The sequence below is a fragment of the Xanthobacter sp. ZOL 2024 genome, assembly GCF_052932325.1.
The window spans coordinates 3,251,569-3,268,169 of sequence record NZ_CM128808.1; the positions used below are offsets into that span (position 1 = coordinate 3,251,569).

The window sequence follows — 16,601 nt, forward strand, 5'->3', positions numbered from 1 at the left end:
GGGCAAGGGATGCTGAGGCGCGATGCTGAGGCGGGGGATGGTGAGGCGGCATGATGATGGCCAGGGCGCGCGGCGATGACGCAGATCCAAGCCGCATCATCTATGAGGACGACCATCTGGTGGCGGTGTGGCACCCGGGTGCCTCGGATTTCGCGCTGATCACCTTTGGCGATCTGATCGGGCTGGCCAATGGCCGTGCCTTTTTCGCCAAGGGGCCGGTGGTCAAGCTCGGCTGGGCGTGTCTCGGCTTCATGGCCAAGAGTGGCAACTGGTATCCGCCCGAGAGCGTCAGTGCGGCGATCGCGCGGGCCGCGCCCTATCTGGCGCCCTTTGCGGAGCGCATCACCTACGGCACCTCCATGGGGGCCTATGCCGCCATCAAATTCTCCGCCCGCCTGGAGGCGACGGCGGTGCTGGCGCTGTGTCCGCAATGGTCCATCGACCGCGCCGAATGCGATGGGCATGATCCCGGCTGGCAGCGTCACTTTCTGCCGGCCATGCGCGGCATGGGCATCGTGGGTGCGGATGTGGCGGGGCAGGTGGCGCTGTTTTCGGACCATGGCGATCGGCGCGATCGCTTCCACACAGAGAAGATCGCCGCGCTGGCGCCGCAGGTGCAGGTGATCAACGTGCCCAGCCTCGGCCATCACGTGTCCAAGGCCTTTGCCGGCACCGACAATCTGCAGGCCATGGTGCACCTGCTGCGGTCAGGTGATCTCGCCGGCTTGCGCCAGCTTGGCCGCATGGTGCGTCGGCGGAGCCCGGTGCGCATCCGGCGGCTCGTGGCCTTTGTGGAAAAACGCGGCACGCCGGGCCTGCTGCGCCGCCTGGCCGGCTTGCCACAGCTCCATCCCTGGGTGGCGGAGTGGAATCCCGAGCTGTGTTGGGCGCTGGTGGGGCTCGATGCGGCGGCGGGACAGGTGGAACGCGCCGCGCAGGGCATCGCCGCGCTCGCGGCGACCGAGGAAAACCCCACACGATATGTGCTGGCCATGAGCCAGGCCGCGGAGATGCAGGGGCGCAAGGTGGCGATCACCACCCATGATGGGGCTTGGTTGGTCTTTGATGCCTATCGGGGCATCTGCCAGACCACGACGGGCCCTCTGAGCGCCCTGCAGCATCCCGTGCAGCTCGAGCTGGATGGGGATTGTGCCCGTTTCGTCGTCACCCTCGGTGCCACACGGGTGTATCTGCAGCAGACCGCGAACCGCGAACTGGCGCCGCGCGGGGAAGGGAGCGCGGAGGGCGCCACCCGTTTTCAGGTCCATTGGGCGAAGGAGGGCTTAGCCTTTGCCCGGGGCGACCTGTTCCTCAGCGCCCGGACCGGAGGTAAGCTGCTGGTCTGTGGCGTCTCTCCGCGGCTGTGGGAGCGGTTCCGCTTGGCGGTGTTTCCCTAAGGTTCACTTGGTCGCCCCCGCGGATTTTGGCGCGCAGGGCGCCCTCTCCATTGACGCCGGCGTGATTGGTGCGCACCAATGTTCGTCTTTATCGTGGGCGCGCATGTGATGCGGGAGGGGCGGTGAGTGTCAATCGGACTTCTGCGGCAGTTGGCCCGGGGCCCGGCAATCGGTGGTCTCACCGCGATCATCATCTTCCTGATCGTCGCCGTTCAAGCCTATGCGCTCTGGCGCTCGCGCACCGATGCTCTGCGCGATGCCACCCGCGCGGGTGAGAATGTCCTGGCGACCTTCGCCGGGAGCATCGAGCGCAATCTCGCCATCGTCGAACTCTCCCTCAGCGGCCTGGAGGATGCGCTGCGTGAGCCGGGGCTCGATGACCTGCCGCCGCACACCCGCCAGATGCTGCTGTTCGATCGGGCCGCCAGCGCCGAGTTTCTCGGTTCCATGCTGGTGATTGGTCCCGACGGGCAGGTGCGGTTCGATTCGGGCGCGGCGCAGGCGCGGCCATTGGATCTGTCCGATCGGGATTATTTCCTGGCGCAGCGGGATGGAAACGTGCCCCGCTTCATCAGCCGTCCCTTCGCCAGCCGCGTGCGCGGAGGCGACCCGAGCATTGCCATCAGCCGGCGTCTCTCGGGGCCCGACGGGCGCTTCGATGGCCTGGTGATGGCCACCATTCGCCTGTCCTACTTCCGCTCCCTGTTCGGCAAGGTGGATCTGGGGCCGGCCAGCGTGGTGACGCTGGTGCGCACCGACGGAACCATCGTGTTCCGCAGCCCATGGGGCGATGGTGACGGTTACGCCGGCGTCAATCTCGCCAATTCTCCTGTATTCCGGAAGATCCTTGCCCATACCGGAGAGAGCTTCATTAGTTATTCTGTCATCGATGGCGAGAAACGAGCTTATTTCAGTCAGAAAGTCGGAAGCTTTCCTCTTATTCTCGTGGTTGGCGTGTCCCTCAATGACGCGCTCAGGGCCTGGTCTGTACAAGCCATCATTCTTTCCGCCTTGACCGTGCTGATCTGTGCGCTGTTGATCTACGTGGTCGTCAATCTCAAGCGAGCCTTGCTCGAGAGTTATGACATGGAAGAGCAGTTGTCGGTGATGGCACTGAACGACAGCCTCACCGGCCTGCCCAACCGGCGCGGCTTCGGGATGGCGGCGGAGACGGAATTGCGGCGCGCGGCCCGGGAGAAAAAGCCGCTCGCCGTGCTGGTGATCGACGTGGACCACTTCAAGCGGATCAACGACAGTTGGGGCCACCCCTTCGGCGACGAGGTGCTGGTCCAGATTGCCCAGCAGATTCAAAGATCCATCCGCAGGCCTGGAGATTTCGCGGCGCGCTTTGGGGGCGAGGAATTCGTTGTCCTGCTGCCGGCCACCGGGAGGGAGGGCACGGCGTACCTGGCTGAGCAGATTCGCACCAATGTGGAGGGCCTGCGCATCCACGCGGGTGGTGGCCACTATGCCAGCCCCACCGTGAGCATCGGGGCGACCTGCGCCGAGGTGAAGCCCGGCGACCGCATCGCTCCCCTGCTGCGGGCGGCCGACGAGGCGCTCTACGAGGCCAAGGGCGGCGGTCGCAACCGGGTGGTGATGCGCGAGGCGGAGCAGGCGGAAGCAGGCCGCCTGACGGACGGAGGTGTCCCGGCGACCACCGCAACGGCGCCTGATGGGGCCGCGCAGAACGCCAGCCAGCCCGCCTCCTGAGGCGCACGTCGGCCCTTTCCGGACGCAACGCGGAGCGCTCCAGCCTGGGAGCGCCGCCGCCAGGGCACGCCGGGTGCGACAACACAAGCGCAATACGCGCGTGATCTGCCGCCAGCGCGGCGCAAGCATTCTGTTGTGGGAGGCTGAGGTTCGGCGCGGAATGGTGGGCGATGCAGGGATTGAACCTGCGACCCCTCCCGTGTGAAGGGAGTGCTCTCCCGCTGAGCTAATCGCCCATTCCGTCGCGGAGGTCGGCTGTTTAGGGCGGGGCGGTTACGGTGTCAAGGGAGGCTGTGGAGAATGCGCCCCAGCCCCCCATTCATCCACAGGCTGGCACCGCGCCGTCAGGTGGCTGAGGCTGGCAGAGTGGCCTCAATGGCTTGCTCCAGCTCGGTAAAATGGTGAATGAGCTGGTCCGCGCCGAGTTCCGGCGGGGGAATGTCCGTATAGCCGAACGACACCGCCACCACCGGCACGCCGGTGGCGCGGGCGGTGCGCACATCGGTGATGCTGTCCCCCACCATCACCGCCTGAGCGGGTACGCCGCCGGCGGCGGCGATGGTGGAGAGCAGGGGTAGCGGATCGGGCTTGGCCTTGGCATAGGTGTCGGCGCCGGTGATCACCGCAAATCGCCTTGTGAGGTCGAGTGCTTCCAGGAGCTGTCGGGCGAGGTGCTCCAGCTTGTTGGTGCATACGCAGAGCTGCGCGCCTGCCTCCGCGAGCCGGTCCAGGGTCGGCAGCAGTCCGGGAAAGGGTTGGGATTCGTCGGCGATATGGGCGCTGTAATGGGCGAGAAACTGCCGGTTCATGTCGGCCAGCTCCGCGTCGGACACGGTAACGGCATCGCGGGCGAGGGCACGCTGAATGAGGACGCGGGCGCCGCCGCCGATCATGTTGCGGGCCTCGGCGCGGTCCACCGGCGGCAGGCCGCGCGCGGCCAGGATGACATCGAGGGTGTTGAGCAGATCGGGCGCGGTATCCACGAGGGTGCCGTCGAGATCGAAGGTGATCACCGGGCGCGGCGCGCGGGCGGTGAGGGCAGGCTTCGACAGGTCAGGGGTCAATAGGGCGGACAACGGGACGTTCCTCGGCTGTGCTGTTGAATGGGGGCGCGGGTGGCCCGCTTCAATCCTGCCGTTTTTCAGCGCCAGCGTCGCCTCCGCAGGCGCACCTGCGGCCACAAGGCGCGGCCAGAGGGCATGCCAGGACGGAGGCTGCGACAAGCGAGATGGAGATGCAGATGCACGTGAAGCCGGGCTCGGGGCCAGTCATTGCCGTTCGAGGGATAAGGAAGGGCGGGGCGCGCGCCGTGATGGTGGCGGCGGTGGCCGGGCTCGCCCTGGTGTCGGCGGCCGGGGCGGCCCGCGCGCAGGCGTTCGGCGCTTATGATTTTGCGGCGCCGCCCTCGGCGGACGCCAACCGCGTCTATGGGGTGGATCGCAAGACCGGAGAGATGTCCGCCTGCCAGTTCGAGCGGCCGGAGGGCAGCGCCGTGGGCGTCACCCGCTGCTTTGCCCGGGGGCCGGGCGCCGGGCCGCAGGCACCGGGCCGCTACAGCCTGGTGTCCACCAACTATCGCGGCGAGACCGGGGTGTTCCGCGTCAATGCCAAGAGCGGTGAGATGAGCATCTGCTACGTGCGCGATCTGCCGGGGCCGGATGGCAAGCTGCAGACCACCATCCTGTGCACGCCGCAGGCCCGCTGAGGGCCGGATCGGGCGGCGCGGCTGCCGGCGACGTGGCGTCAGGGCGCTTGTCGGCGGCGGCGAAGGGGGTTAGACGCGGAAGGACACAAGAGGCGTTGCACCCGGCGCGGGGTGCGCGCCCCTCCCATCCTTGAGCGCCACAACGGAAACTCCCGATGGTCCAAGCCGAAGACTTCAAGCGCCGCGCTGCGGCCCGCGCCCTCGACTATGTCACCGATGGGATGCGCCTCGGCCTCGGCACCGGTTCCACGGCGCGCCATTTCGTGGAGCTGCTGGCCCAGAAGGTCTATGCCGGCCTCAACGTCATCGGTGTGCCCACCTCCGAGCAGACCCTCGCCCAGGCGGTGGAGCTCGGCGTGCCGATCGGTACCCTGGACGAGGTGGGCGCGCTGGATCTGTGTGTGGACGGCGCTGACGAAATCGGGCCCGATCTCGCCCTGGTGAAGGGCGGGGGCGGGGCGCTGCTGCGCGAGAAGATCGTGGCGCGGGCGGCCAAGGAGATGATCGTCATCGCCGATTATTCCAAGAAGGTCGACATGCTGGGCCGCTTCCCGCTGCCCATCGAGGTGGTCGATTTCGGCCTCACCTCCATCGGCCGCAGCCTCGAGGAGGCGATCCGCTCGGTGGGCTGCACCGGTGAATTGCGCACGCGCAAGGATCGCGACGGCCATTCTTTCGTCACCGATCAAGGGCACCTGCTGCTGGATGCTCACCTTGGGCGCATTCCAGATCCCGCCGCGCTTGCGCGCGCCATCGCGGAAGTGCCTGGCGTGGTGGAGCACGGATTGTTCCTTGGTCTTGCAACCAGGGCGATCCTGGCCGGCCCCGATGGGGTGGTCGTGCTGGATCGCCAGGGCGCGTGAGGCGGCCCCGGTGGATGAAGTCTCGGGTTTTTCGGAGAAGATGATGCGCATTTCCAGATTCGCCCATCGGGGCGTCGGCGCGTTCGTGGCGGCGGCCGTTTCTGTGTCGGTCCTTGCGGGTGCTTCATTCGGGGCTTCGTCCGCCTGGGCGCAGCAGGCGGCGGCGCCAAGCGCGGCCCAGATGGCTCTCGCCAAGGATCTGGTGATGGCCAATGGGGAGGCCCGGGCCTTCGACGGCGTGATCGCCAATATCGTCGATGGGGCAGCGCTGTCGTTCCTCTCCACCAATCCCGATCTCGCCAAGCAGCTGCGCGATGTGGCCATCGCGCTGCGGCCGGAGTTCGAGAAGCGCCAGCCGGAGATCCTGCAGATCCTCGCCAGTGCCTATGCGGCGCGCTTCTCGGAAAGCGAGCTGAAGGAGGCGCTGGCCTTCTATCGCACCCCCACCGGCAAGAAGCTGGTGGCGGATCGGCCGGCCATCGTCCAGCAGGCGGTGCAGGGCATTCAGGGCTGGGGTGCCCAGGTGAATGCCGAGGCCGTGGAGCGGGTGCGCGCCGAGATGAAGAAGAAGGGCTTCGATCTGTGATCGCAGCCGGCTCGGCCGGCGCGCAGATCAACCGGAACGAGGGCGCGTCCTGCGGGCGCGCCCTTTTTCTTTGCTGCTCAGCGCACCGCGTCGGTGCGGGCGCTGCGCGGGCCGTCCGGGCGCTCCGCCAGGGCCGCGAACAGGTTGCGCCGGCTGAGGTTGGGGTTGTAATGGGGGTCGACCCGCTGCCCGGCGTGCCAGATGGCGTCGAAACGGGCCTGTTGCGCCTTGAGCCGGGCCCGGTGCTCGGCCGTGCGGGAAGAGCCCCGCGAGGCGGATTCGTGGTGGATCATCAGCGCGAAGGGGGTGAAGATCACCCCGTGGCCGGCGGCGCGGGCGCGCATGCACAGGTCGATGTCGTTGCAGTCCTCGGCGAAGCGCTCGGCATCCAGCGGGCCGATCTCGTCCCACACCGCCTTGCGGATGAGCAGGCAGGCGCCGGTGACGGCGGACAGGTTCTGCCGCACCAGCAGGCGGCCTTCCAGCCCCGCCGTTTCCGGCGGGCAATGGGCGAACCAGTGGGAGGCATAGCCGAACAGGCCGACAACGACCCCGCCATGCTGAATGGTGCGATCGGGATAGAGCAGCTTGGCGCCCACCACACCGGTATCCACCCCATGGTCGCTGCGGGAGATCAGCGCCACCATCTCGTCGAGCCAGCCGCCGTCGATCACCTCGATGTCGTTGTTCAGCAGCAGCAGCAGGTCGCCGGTCATCACCGCGACGCCGGCGTTGCAGATGCGGGGATAGTTGAAGTCCCCGTCGTCGCGCACCACCCGTGTGGCCGGCCACAGGGCTTCGATCTCGCGGAACAGCGCGAAGGTCTCGGGCTCCACTGAGCCGTTGTCGACGATGATGATCTCGAAATTGCGATAGCGCGTGTTGGCGATGAGCGTGCGCAAGGTCATGCCCATGAGGTCCGCCCGATCACGGGTGGGAATGACGATGGAGACCTTGGGAGCCGGTGCCGGAACCGGGAAGCGGGGGGCCAGGAAGCGGCCATCCGCAGTCGTCTCCACCGGCACGCCCAGGTGGTCCACCAGGGCTTCGGCGGCCGCGGCGGCGCTGGTCGCGTCGGCGAACCCGGGCGCAGTGTCGGGCCGGGCATAGGTGATGCGCGGCAGGTGGCGGATGGCGGCGCCGTCCACGCCGTCGAGATAGCGCAGCAGCGCGTCGTAGATGACCGCGTCGCCAAAGGCGGCGCGCAGGCCGGTGTCCCGCAGGCGGGTCAGGCGCAGCACCGTGAGGGCGCCGAAATAGGGCCAGGCTTCCAGCAGGTGGCGGTTGAAGGCGGGCTTGAACACCCCCTCCAGCGGCCGGCCCTCGGGGTCGAGCCGCTCCTCGTCGGTGTAGAGCAGCTGGCAGTCGGGGCAGCTGGCGAAGGCATCGCGCACCAGCGCCACCGCATCGCGGGTGGGGTGGCCCACGGGATCGAGCAGGCACACCAGGGCATCGTCGGGCGTCGCATCGGCCAGCGCTGCCCGCAGGCCCGCCACCGGATCGCCCTGGAACGGCACCAGCCGGCCGATGCCCGCCACCAGATCATTGAGGGCGGCCCGCTCGGCGTCGGGCCGGTCCGCCGGCACCGCCAGCAGCCAGAGGAAGGCGGAATCGGTCTGGGCCCGCAGTGCCCGCGCGCAGGCGGCGACATCGTCGCGGGCCCCGGCCAGCGAGATGAACACCAAGGGCGGCGCGTCGGCAGCCGCCGGAACCGTGGTGAAATCCTCCACGAAGCGGTCGCGATAGGCTTGATAGGAGGCTTGGTCGAGGGCGCGCTGGAGCGGCGAGCTGGCGAGCTTGGCGGCCAGCAGCAGGCCCAGGTGGCGGGCGGCTTCGGCGGCGGTGCGCCAGCGCGCGGCGAGACCCGTGGCGCCTTTGCCCGTGGCGCCTTTGCGCGCGTCGAGACGGCCGCGCAGGAATGCCTGCAGCTTCAGCAGCAGGCGGCCGAGCGGAAACTGGCCGCGGATGGGATAGAAGCCGGGCTGCGCCGTGCCCGCCTCCACCAGCACCAGTCCACGCGCGCCGGCCGGCACTTCCACCAGATTGAGCGCATCGGGCTCCAGGCGAACCGGGGCGTGCGTGGCGCCCTCGAAATGGCCACGCAGGGGTGTCGTCGCCCCGCGCAGGGTCATCACGACGATGGCTGGGCGGGCGAGGCTGGTGAGCCGCAGCAGCAGGGGCAGACGGAACCGCTGGCCGTCCGCCGTCCGCCCCGCGCGCCGCAGGGCCAGGGGAGGGATGTCATCGGCCATGGTTCGCCACTCGTGGTGTTGTTATCGCCTGCCTTAGACCACCCCAGCCGCGGCCGAGGCAAGGGGGCTGCGGCGTCAAGGGTGCGGCGTGAGCGGTAGCGGCTTCGGTCTCCCATGGCTTGACGTGAGGCGGCGGGCAGACTTGTTTGGGCGCACCCTGTCGGCCGAGAAGGTGGAGCGCGATGTCTCGCAAAGAGGTGGATCTGTTCGTCATCGGGGGAGGCTCGGGCGGTGTGCGCGCGGCGCGGATCGCCGCCCAGCATGGCGCCAAGGTGATGATGGCGGAGGAGTATCGCTTCGGCGGCACCTGCGTGATCCGGGGCTGCGTGCCCAAAAAGCTGTTCGTCTACGCCGGCCGCTACGCCCACGATCTGGAGGACATGGCCGGATTCGGCTGGCGGGTGAGTGGCGTCGAATTCGACTGGCTCACCCTGATCGCCAACAAGGACAAGGAGATCGCCCGTCTCGAGGGGATCTACCAGCGCAATGCGGAAGGCGCCGGGGTCGAGACTGTCGCGTCCCGGGCGGTGGTGGTGGATGCCCACACGGTGCGGATCGTCTCCACCGGCGAGGAGGTGAGCGCGAAATACATCCTTCTGGCCACCGGCGGCCAGCCGGCCCTGGGGCCGGCCATTCCCGGTGCCGAACTGGCCATCACCTCCAATGAGGCCTTCAACCTGCCCCGCTTTCCGGCCCGCATTCTGATTCAGGGCGCCGGCTATATCGGCGTCGAGTTCGCCTGCCTGTTCCGGGCGCTGGGGGCCGAGGTCTCTCTCGTCTACCGCAGCCAGGGCGTGCTGCGCGGCTTCGACGATGAGGTGCGCGCCCATCTGATGCACGAGATGACCGCCGCCGGCATCCGCCTGCTGCCGGGCTTGTCGCTCAATGCCATCGAGCCGGAGCTGGAGGGCGGCGGCAAGAAGGTGAGCCTGTCCGACGGCTCCACGGTGGAGGTGGACGAGGTGATGCTGGCGATCGGCCGTCTGCCCAACAGCCGCAATCTCGGCCTGGAGGCGGCGGGCGTCGCCCTCGACAAGGTGGGCGCGGTGGTGGTGGACGATCAGTCCCGCTCCTCGGTGCCCTCCATCTATGCGGTGGGCGACGTCACCAACCGGGTGAACCTCACCCCGGTGGCGATCCGCGAGGGCCATGCTTTTGCCGATACGGTGTTCGGCAACAAGCCGTGGACGGTGGACCACAGCCTGATCCCCACCGCCGTCTTCTCCGAGCCGGAGATCGGCACCGTGGGCCTGACCGAGGAGGCAGCCCGCGCGGCCGGCCGTCCGGTGGATGTCTACAAGTCCGAGTTCCGGCCCATGAAGGCCACCCTGTCCGGCCGGCAAACCCGCATGTTCATGAAGCTGCTGGTGGATGGCGAGACCGACAAGGTGCTCGGTTGCCACATCGTCGGCGAGGGGGCGGCGGAGATGATCCAGCTCGCCGGCATCGCCCTCGGCATGGGCGCCACCAAGGCCGATTTCGACCGCACCGTCGCCGTGCATCCTACCGCGGCGGAAGAGCTGGTGACCATGCGCACCAAGGCGCGCTGAACCACGCGTCGGCGGCGCGCGCTGCGCGGGCCGCCGACATGCACGATCCGGCGTCTCAGGCCGGCGTCTCAGGCGTGGGCGAACAGGCGCCAGCGCTCCGACCACAGGACGGCCACGAGGGCGAGGCCGCACAGGATCAGATAGGTGAGGCAGAGCGGCATGACTGTGCCGTCGAAGGCGCGGCCGGACATGAGGGCGAGCCAGGCGGCAATCAGGGTGGTGTAGCTGCCGATGAACGACGAGGCGGTGCCCGCCACCGGCCCCAGCGGCTCCATGGCCATGGAGTTGAAGTTCGGCACCGTCAGCGCGAACAGGAACTGGCTGATGCCGATCAGGACGCAGAACAGCACCACCGGCGGGTGGCCGTCATAGCTGGCCGCCGCGATCACCAGCAGCACCGAGGTCAGCAGAAAGCCGCAGATGCCGCCATGGGACAGCCGGCGCATGCCGATGCGCCGCACCAGCATGGCGTTGACAAGGGACGCCAGCGCCATCACCCCGGCCACCGCCGCGAAGACGATGGGAAACAGGTGGCCGAGCTTGTAGACATCGGTTTGGAACACCTGTGAGGCCGAGCCCACATAGGACATGAGGCAGCCCATCATCAGCCCCATGGCGGTGGAATAGCCGATGGACCGGCGGGTGGTGACCGTGAGCTTGAGGCCCGAGAAGATGGCCCGCAGCGAGAACGGCATGCGATAGTCCGGATGCAGCGTTTCCGGCATGCGCAGGCCGAACCACAGGCCGAGCAGCAGGGCGAGGCCCACCATGGCCACGAAGATGTGGCGCCAGCTGCCGAACAGCAGGATGGCGCTACCCAGCGCCGGGGCGAGGATCGGCACCGCCAGGAACACCATCATGGCGAGCGACATGATGCGCGCCATCTCCCGTCCCTCGAAGCGATCGCGCACGATGGCCACCGCCAGCACCCGCGGCGAGCCGGCCCCCAGGCCCTGGATGACCCGGGCGACGATGAGCCAGGTGAAGTCGTCGGTGAGCAGCGCCATGACGCCGCCCGCCAGATACAAAGCCAGGCCCACCATCAGCACCGGTCGGCGCCCCACCACGTCCGACCACGAGCCGTAGAAGAACTGTCCGAGGCCGATGCCGATGAGATAGGCATAGACCGCCATCTGCACGTCATTGGGGTTGGTGAGGGAGAAGTGGCTTTGGATCTCGCCGAAGGCCGGCAGCAGATTGTCGATGGAAAAGGCGGTGATCCCCATCATCAAGGCGATGAGGGCGACGAACTCGACAAAGCCGGGAGCCGAGCGGGAGCCGGCGCGGTCGGGATGGGACATGACGCACTCGGGGAAGAGGTGTCCCGCAACAGACACTCAGGCAGGGAAGGGGCCCGGCAGACCCAGGTCCGGGGCGCACACTCATAGGCGAAGGCGGCGGGATTGAGAAGGGTTGGCGTGCGTGGTGGCCCTGATGCCGTGGTGGGGGATTGCGCAATGCAGCATCGATCCTAGGTTTATGGCGGCCCCCGCTGCCTTCCGGAAGCCATGCTGTTCGTGTATAAGCCCGCCTTCCGGCTGGGCGAACACAAGAGGAACGCCAGCCCGGGTCCGGCGAGGGGCAGTCCCTCACCGGGGAACAGATGGAGAGTCAAATGGTGACCCGCCCGCAATCCGCACCTCTCTCTGGCGCCCAGGCTCCCCGCCGCGCCGAAGGCTGGCGTCCGGATTCCTGGCGATTTTATCCTGGCGTCCAGATGCCCGAGTATCCGGACAAGGTGGTCCTCTCCGAAGTCGAGGCGAAGCTCGCCTCCTATCCGCCGCTCGTGTTCGCCGGTGAGGCGCGCAAGCTGAAGGCCGAGCTCGCCCGTGTGGCGCAGGGCGAAGCCTTCCTGCTGCAGGGCGGCGATTGCGCCGAGAGCTTCGAGGAGCACTCGGCCGACAACATCCGCGATTTCTTCCGCGTCTTCCTGCAGATGGCGGTGGTGCTGACGTTCGCCGGCTCCTCGCCGGTGGTGAAGGTGGGCCGCATCGCCGGTCAGTTCGCCAAGCCGCGCTCCTCCGACCTGGAGACCGTGGACGGGGTGACGCTGCCCAGCTATCGCGGCGACATCATCAACGACATCGCCTTCACGGAAGCGGCCCGCGTGCCGGATCCGCGCCGCCAGCTCGAGGCCTACCGCCAGGGCGCGGCGACGCTGAACCTGCTGCGCGCCTTCGCCAATGGCGGCTATGCCAACCTCGCCAACGCCCATGCTTGGATGCTGGGGTTCGTGAAAGATTCGCCCCAGTCCTCCCGCTACCAGGAACTGGCGAACCGCATCACCGAGGCGCTGGACTTCATGCGCGCCTGCGGGATCGATCCGAAGAGCCATCCCGAATTGAGCTCCACGGATTTCTTCACGAGCCACGAGGCGCTCCTGTTGGGTTATGAGCAGGCCTTGACCCGGGTCGATTCCACCTCCGGCGACTGGTACGCCACCTCCGGCCACATGCTGTGGATCGGCGATCGCACCCGCCAGCCGGACCATGCGCACGTGGAGTATTTCCGCGGTATTCGGAATCCCATCGGCATCAAATGCGGCCCGTCGCTGACGCCGGAGGGCCTCATCCGCCTCTTGGACATCCTCCAGCCCGACAATGAGGCCGGCCGCATCACCCTGATCTGCCGCTTCGGCGCGGACAAGGTGGGCGACCATCTGCCGGCTCTGGTGCGGGCGGTTGAGAAGGAAGGCCGCACCGTAGTGTGGTCGTGCGATCCCATGCACGGCAACACCATCAAGGCGGCGTCCGGCTACAAGACCCGGCCGTTCGACCGGGTGCAGGCAGAAATCCGCGCCTTCTTCGACGTGCATGCGGCCGAGGGCACCTATCCCGGCGGCGTGCATCTGGAGATGACCGGCAAGGATGTCACCGAATGCACCGGCGGCGCCCGCGCCATCACCGACGAGGGGCTGCGCGATCGCTATCATACGTATTGCGATCCGCGCCTTAACGCGGAGCAGGCCATCGAGACCGCGTTCCTGGTGGCCGAGCTGCTGAAGCGCGACCGGCAGGCCCGTGGCCGCTCCCAGGTGGAAGCCGCGGAGTGAGCCGAAGCCGCTGAGTGAGCGGATGCGGCATGGGCAGACCTCGCCGGGCCTGATCGGGGCGCGCGGGGATCGCCAAGGCCGATGAAACGAGAGGCGCCCGGCGTGTCACACGCGCCGGGCGTTTTTCTTTTCTATTTCTTGATGATGAATTCGGCCGGCGCACCATCGGCCTTGCCGTCGAACAGCACCAGGACCCGATAGGAGGTCTCGTCTTCGCTGAGGACGAGCAGGGTTTCCGCCGCCATGTCGTCGGAGACCCCGGGCAAGGTGCCGAGGGGCTTGGCAGGGTCGCCCGCGACGCCGCTCCAGAACCACACCGCCGGCAGCGGGCGGGCGCCCGGTCGGCCGCAGGCCCCGCTGCGCTCGGCGCGCTCACTGCGCTGGTCATCACTGCGTCCGCTGAGGAGGAGCACGCCGTCTATCACGCGCGCCAGATCACGGATGCCGGCATTGTCGCCCAGGGCCAAGGGGGTGGCGGAGGCCGCGAGCGGGGTTGTGGCGTCGAACAGCCCGGCGAGGGGCACCTGGACCACGAAGGCGTGGCGGTCGATGCACGGGCTGCGCAGGCCGAACAGCGCGGTGCGGCCCACAACCGTCAATCCTTCGATGGTTATGCCGTTCTCGTTCAGCTGCTCCTCGGCAAAGCGCCCCACCTTCGGCAAGGCGCGCAGCGCCGCGCGCAGGCGGTCGGTGCGGGCGATCTCCGGGGCCGCGGTGTCGGCGCTAAAGGCGAAGGTCGGCTGGCCGGTCGCCGCATCCACTGGGAAACGCAGCACGAAGAAGCGAGAGGTCTGCAGCTTGCCGCCGCGGGACAGGCCGTGGGACCCGGTGACGTAGTAATGGCCGGGCGCGCCGGGCTGTTCGGGTGGGACGTAGGCGACGCCCTCCGCATCGAGCTCCTTCTGCTTGCCATTATTAATCACGGCCGGCAGCAGGCCGATGATGGCGCCGGGGGTGATGGTGCCGGTGCCAAGGGTGAAGAATTGGGCGAAGCGGCCTTCGTCGTTGACGGCGAGGCAATGGGGCGTTCCGGTCACGCAGGCCGCGCCGCTCAGCGCCTTGTTGGCGGAGAGCGGCTTTCCGTTATCCGCCCCCGGCGCGAACGGTGGCGCCACGCTCCAGGGTTGTGAGGCGGGTATGATGTCCGCATGGGCGGCATGGAGACCAAGACCGAGCAGCGCAATCGTGACCAGGATCCGCAAAGCAGCCTCCCGCAAGGATAGTGCGATGGATAAATCTATATCAAAAGCTGTAGCTGACGCCTATCGGCCGCATCGCCCGTAAGGCTGAATATTTTCGATCATCTCTTTGTTGCGAAGACGAAAAAAGGCCCTCCACAAGGGAGGGCCTGGAGGTCCCGGGTCCGCCGGGCAGCAAAGGGGCAGAGGCCGCTTTTTCGTTGGCCGCTTTGTTACGTGCCCATCTTCCTTATTTGGCCTGGGTCACCAGCGGGCAGCCGCCATCGGCCAGCGGCCGGAAGGCTTCGTCGGCGGGAATGGTGGCCACCAGCTCATAGAGGTCCCAAGGGCCCTTCGAGTCCGACGGCTTCTTCACCTTGAACAGATACATGGGATGGGTCGCGCGGCCGTCGATGCGCACCTCGCCCTTGCCGAACAGCGGATCGTCGATGGGGGTCGTGCGCATCTGCGCCATCACCTTCGGGGCATCCTTGGTCTTGGCGTCCTTGATGGCGTTCAGATAGTGCATGGCGCTGGAATAGACGCCGGCCTGGGTGGAGGTGGGCATCTTGCCATTGAACTTGTCAGCGAAGCGCTTGGAGAAGGCGCGGGTGTCGTCGTTCAGGTCCCAATAGAAGGCTTCGGTGAGCAGCAGTCCCTGGGCCGCCTGGAGGCCCATGGCCTTCACGTCGGCCGAGAAGATCAGCAGACCGGCCAGGGACTGGCCGCCTTCGGTGATGCCGAATTCAGAGGCCTGCTTGATGGCGTTGATGAGGTCGGAGCCGGCATTGGCGAGGCCGATCACCTTGGCGCCGGACGACTGCGCCTGCAGCAGGAAGGAGGAGAAATCCGTGGCGCTCAGCGGATGCTTGACCGCACCCTTCACGGTGCCGCCGGCCTTCTTCACGGCGGCGGAGGCGTCGCGCTCCAGCGCCGCGCCGAAGGCGTAGTCGGCGACGATGAAGAACCAGGGCGTTCCGCCTTGGCGGGTCAGAGCGGCGCCGGTGCCGTTGGCCAGCGCCCAGGTGTCATAGGTCCAGTGCACGTTGTTGGGCGAGCACTTGGCGCCGGTGAGGTCGGACGAGCCGCCGCCGGAGATGAGGAACACCTTGTTCTTCTCGCGCGTGACATCGCTCACCGCCAGCGCCACCGACGAGGTCGTCACGTCCATGATGGCGTCCACGCCGTCCTGGTCGTACCACTTGCGGGCGATGGCCGAGCCGACATCCGGCTTGTTCTGGTGGTCGGCGCCCACCACCTCGACCTTGAAGCCCTTGTTCTTGGCCATGAAATCATCGGCGGCCATCTGCGCGGCCACCACCGAGCCGGGCCCGGAAATGTCGGCATAAAGCCCGGACATATCATTGAGGACGCCGAGTTTCACAGTGCTGTCATCAGCCCGCACAGTGGAAGTGGCGAGGCCGCAGAGTGCTGCTGCCAGCAGCAGAGAACGCATTTTCATATTATTCCTCCCGATAGGGACAACTGTTACTGCATCTCAGGCCATTTTCAAGGTGACGCCGCCATCCACCACCAGATCGAGCCCGGTGACGTATTTGGATTCATCGCTGGCCAGGAACAAAGCCGCGTGGGCCACATCCCATGCGGTGCCCATGTGGCCCATGGGCACCTGCGCGTCGCGGGCCTTCCACATGGCCTCCACGTCGCCCCCCGCATAGCTCTTGGCGAGCCCGGCGGAGACCTCCACCATGGGCGTCTTCATGAGGCCGGGCATCACGCAGTTCACGCGGATATGCTTGGGCGCATATTCCACCGCGGTGGTGCGCGAGAGGTGGTTCATGGCCGCCTTGGTGGCGTAATAGGTGGCGTAGGGCACGCCGGTGTAGCGCAGAGAGGCGATGGACGAGATGTTGATGATGGAGCCGCCGCCCTGGCGCTCCATGATCGGAATGACATGCTTCATGGCCAGGAAGCAGCTCTTGAGGTTGATCTGGAACATGCGGTCCCAGGTCTCCTCCGGCAGCTCCACCACGCCGCCCACTTCGGCCAGGCCCACATTGTTGTCGAGCACGTCGATGCGCCCGAAGCGCGCCGCGCAGGCGGCCACGAAAGCCGCGATGTCCTCATGCTTTCCCACATCCGCCTGAAAGGCTTCCGCCTCGCCGCCCTCGGAGCGGATGATCTCGACGGTTTCCGCCGCCGCGTCCGGGTTGCGATCCACGCAGAAGACCTTGGCGCCCTCGCGGGCGAACAGCACGGCGGTCGCCTTGCCATTGCCCCAGCCAGGCCCTGCCGAGCCCGCGCCGACCACCAGCGCCACCTTGCCGGATAGCCGCTCTCCCAT

13 protein-coding genes and 1 tRNA gene are annotated in these 16,601 nt (G+C 67.6%); 7 read left to right on the top strand and 7 right to left on the bottom strand.

The annotated features are described in order from the left end of the window. Positions 1–50: 50 nt before the first annotated feature. Positions 51–1,397, top strand: coding sequence for a hypothetical protein (locus tag ACU4E7_RS14855; RefSeq protein ID WP_447019297.1), 1,347 nt, complete (start codon positions 51–53; stop codon positions 1,395–1,397). Between the two features lie 126 nt (positions 1,398–1,523). Next, the gene (locus ACU4E7_RS14860) at positions 1,524–3,110 is read left to right on the top strand and encodes a sensor domain-containing diguanylate cyclase (RefSeq protein WP_447019298.1); all 1,587 of its coding nucleotides are present in this window, start codon (positions 1,524–1,526) and stop codon (positions 3,108–3,110) included. Between the two features lie 161 nt (positions 3,111–3,271). On the opposite strand, the gene ACU4E7_RS14865 is transcribed toward ACU4E7_RS14860, so the two are convergent. Further along, positions 3,272–3,346, bottom strand: a tRNA-Val gene (locus tag ACU4E7_RS14865). A 108-nt stretch (positions 3,347–3,454) separates the two neighbouring features. Continuing rightward, complete coding sequence (gph, locus tag ACU4E7_RS14870; RefSeq protein WP_447019299.1) at positions 3,455–4,186, bottom strand: phosphoglycolate phosphatase; 732 nt, start codon at positions 4,184–4,186, stop codon at positions 3,455–3,457. Between the two features lie 164 nt (positions 4,187–4,350). Between gph and ACU4E7_RS14875 the strand changes: the two genes are divergently transcribed. From ACU4E7_RS14875 to ACU4E7_RS14885, 3 genes are all read left to right on the top strand, one after another. After that, positions 4,351–4,815, top strand: a complete 465-nt coding sequence (locus ACU4E7_RS14875; RefSeq protein WP_238121776.1) for a hypothetical protein — start codon at positions 4,351–4,353, stop codon at positions 4,813–4,815. A gap of 155 nt (positions 4,816–4,970) precedes the next feature. After that, positions 4,971–5,678 carry a ribose-5-phosphate isomerase RpiA gene (gene rpiA, locus ACU4E7_RS14880; protein WP_238121777.1) on the top strand — a complete coding sequence of 236 codons (708 nt, stop codon included), beginning with the start codon at positions 4,971–4,973 and terminating at the stop codon, positions 5,676–5,678. Positions 5,679–5,859: 181 nt separating this feature from the next. Continuing rightward, entirely contained in the window at positions 5,860–6,264 is a 405-nt protein-coding gene (locus ACU4E7_RS14885) for a DUF2059 domain-containing protein (RefSeq protein ID WP_447019300.1), read from the top strand. 77 nt (positions 6,265–6,341) lie between these two features. Here the strand turns inward: ACU4E7_RS14885 and ACU4E7_RS14890 are convergent, their stop codons facing one another. After that, the gene (locus ACU4E7_RS14890) at positions 6,342–8,516 is read right to left on the bottom strand and encodes a glycosyltransferase family 2 protein (RefSeq protein WP_447019301.1); all 2,175 of its coding nucleotides are present in this window, start codon (positions 8,514–8,516) and stop codon (positions 6,342–6,344) included. A gap of 182 nt (positions 8,517–8,698) precedes the next feature. Between ACU4E7_RS14890 and gor the strand changes: the two genes are divergently transcribed. After that, positions 8,699–10,066, top strand: coding sequence for a glutathione-disulfide reductase (gor, locus tag ACU4E7_RS14895; RefSeq protein WP_238121780.1), 1,368 nt, complete (start codon positions 8,699–8,701; stop codon positions 10,064–10,066). A 68-nt stretch (positions 10,067–10,134) separates the two neighbouring features. On the opposite strand, the gene ACU4E7_RS14900 is transcribed toward gor, so the two are convergent. Beyond that, the gene (locus ACU4E7_RS14900; protein WP_238121781.1) at positions 10,135–11,367 is read right to left on the bottom strand and encodes a multidrug effflux MFS transporter; all 1,233 of its coding nucleotides are present in this window, start codon (positions 11,365–11,367) and stop codon (positions 10,135–10,137) included. Between the two features lie 314 nt (positions 11,368–11,681). On the opposite strand from ACU4E7_RS14900, the gene ACU4E7_RS14905 reads away from it, so the two are divergent. Next, positions 11,682–13,118 carry a class II 3-deoxy-7-phosphoheptulonate synthase gene (locus ACU4E7_RS14905; RefSeq protein WP_447019302.1) on the top strand — a complete coding sequence of 479 codons (1,437 nt, stop codon included), beginning with the start codon at positions 11,682–11,684 and terminating at the stop codon, positions 13,116–13,118. A gap of 131 nt (positions 13,119–13,249) precedes the next feature. Here the strand turns inward: ACU4E7_RS14905 and ACU4E7_RS14910 are convergent, their stop codons facing one another. From ACU4E7_RS14910 to ACU4E7_RS14920, 3 genes are all read right to left on the bottom strand, one after another. Continuing rightward, a complete protein-coding gene (locus ACU4E7_RS14910; protein WP_447019303.1) occupies positions 13,250–14,320 on the bottom strand; it encodes a DUF3616 domain-containing protein in 1,071 nt (356 codons plus the stop codon). 226 nt (positions 14,321–14,546) lie between these two features. Beyond that, a complete protein-coding gene (locus ACU4E7_RS14915; protein WP_447019304.1) occupies positions 14,547–15,758 on the bottom strand; it encodes an ABC transporter substrate-binding protein in 1,212 nt (403 codons plus the stop codon). 36 nt (positions 15,759–15,794) lie between these two features. Next, positions 15,795–16,601, bottom strand: coding sequence for an SDR family NAD(P)-dependent oxidoreductase (locus tag ACU4E7_RS14920; protein ID WP_238121785.1), 807 nt, complete (start codon positions 16,599–16,601; stop codon positions 15,795–15,797).

Coding starts and splice junctions, on each gene's coding strand:
- ACU4E7_RS14920 (WP_238121785.1), bottom strand. CDS start 16,601: ATGGGAGAGCGGCTATCCGGCAAGGTGGCGCTGGTGGTCGGCGCGGGC.
- rpiA (WP_238121777.1), top strand. CDS start 4,971: ATGGTCCAAGCCGAAGACTTCAAGCGCCGCGCTGCGGCCCGCGCCCTC.
- ACU4E7_RS14915 (WP_447019304.1), bottom strand. CDS start 15,758: ATGAAAATGCGTTCTCTGCTGCTGGCAGCAGCACTCTGCGGCCTCGCC.
- ACU4E7_RS14885 (WP_447019300.1), top strand. CDS start 5,860: ATGGCTCTCGCCAAGGATCTGGTGATGGCCAATGGGGAGGCCCGGGCC.
- ACU4E7_RS14900 (WP_238121781.1), bottom strand. CDS start 11,367: ATGTCCCATCCCGACCGCGCCGGCTCCCGCTCGGCTCCCGGCTTTGTC.
- ACU4E7_RS14875 (WP_238121776.1), top strand. CDS start 4,351: ATGCACGTGAAGCCGGGCTCGGGGCCAGTCATTGCCGTTCGAGGGATA.
- gor (WP_238121780.1), top strand. CDS start 8,699: ATGTCTCGCAAAGAGGTGGATCTGTTCGTCATCGGGGGAGGCTCGGGC.
- ACU4E7_RS14855 (WP_447019297.1), top strand. CDS start 51: ATGATGATGGCCAGGGCGCGCGGCGATGACGCAGATCCAAGCCGCATC.
- ACU4E7_RS14905 (WP_447019302.1), top strand. CDS start 11,682: ATGGTGACCCGCCCGCAATCCGCACCTCTCTCTGGCGCCCAGGCTCCC.
- ACU4E7_RS14890 (WP_447019301.1), bottom strand. CDS start 8,516: ATGGCCGATGACATCCCTCCCCTGGCCCTGCGGCGCGCGGGGCGGACG.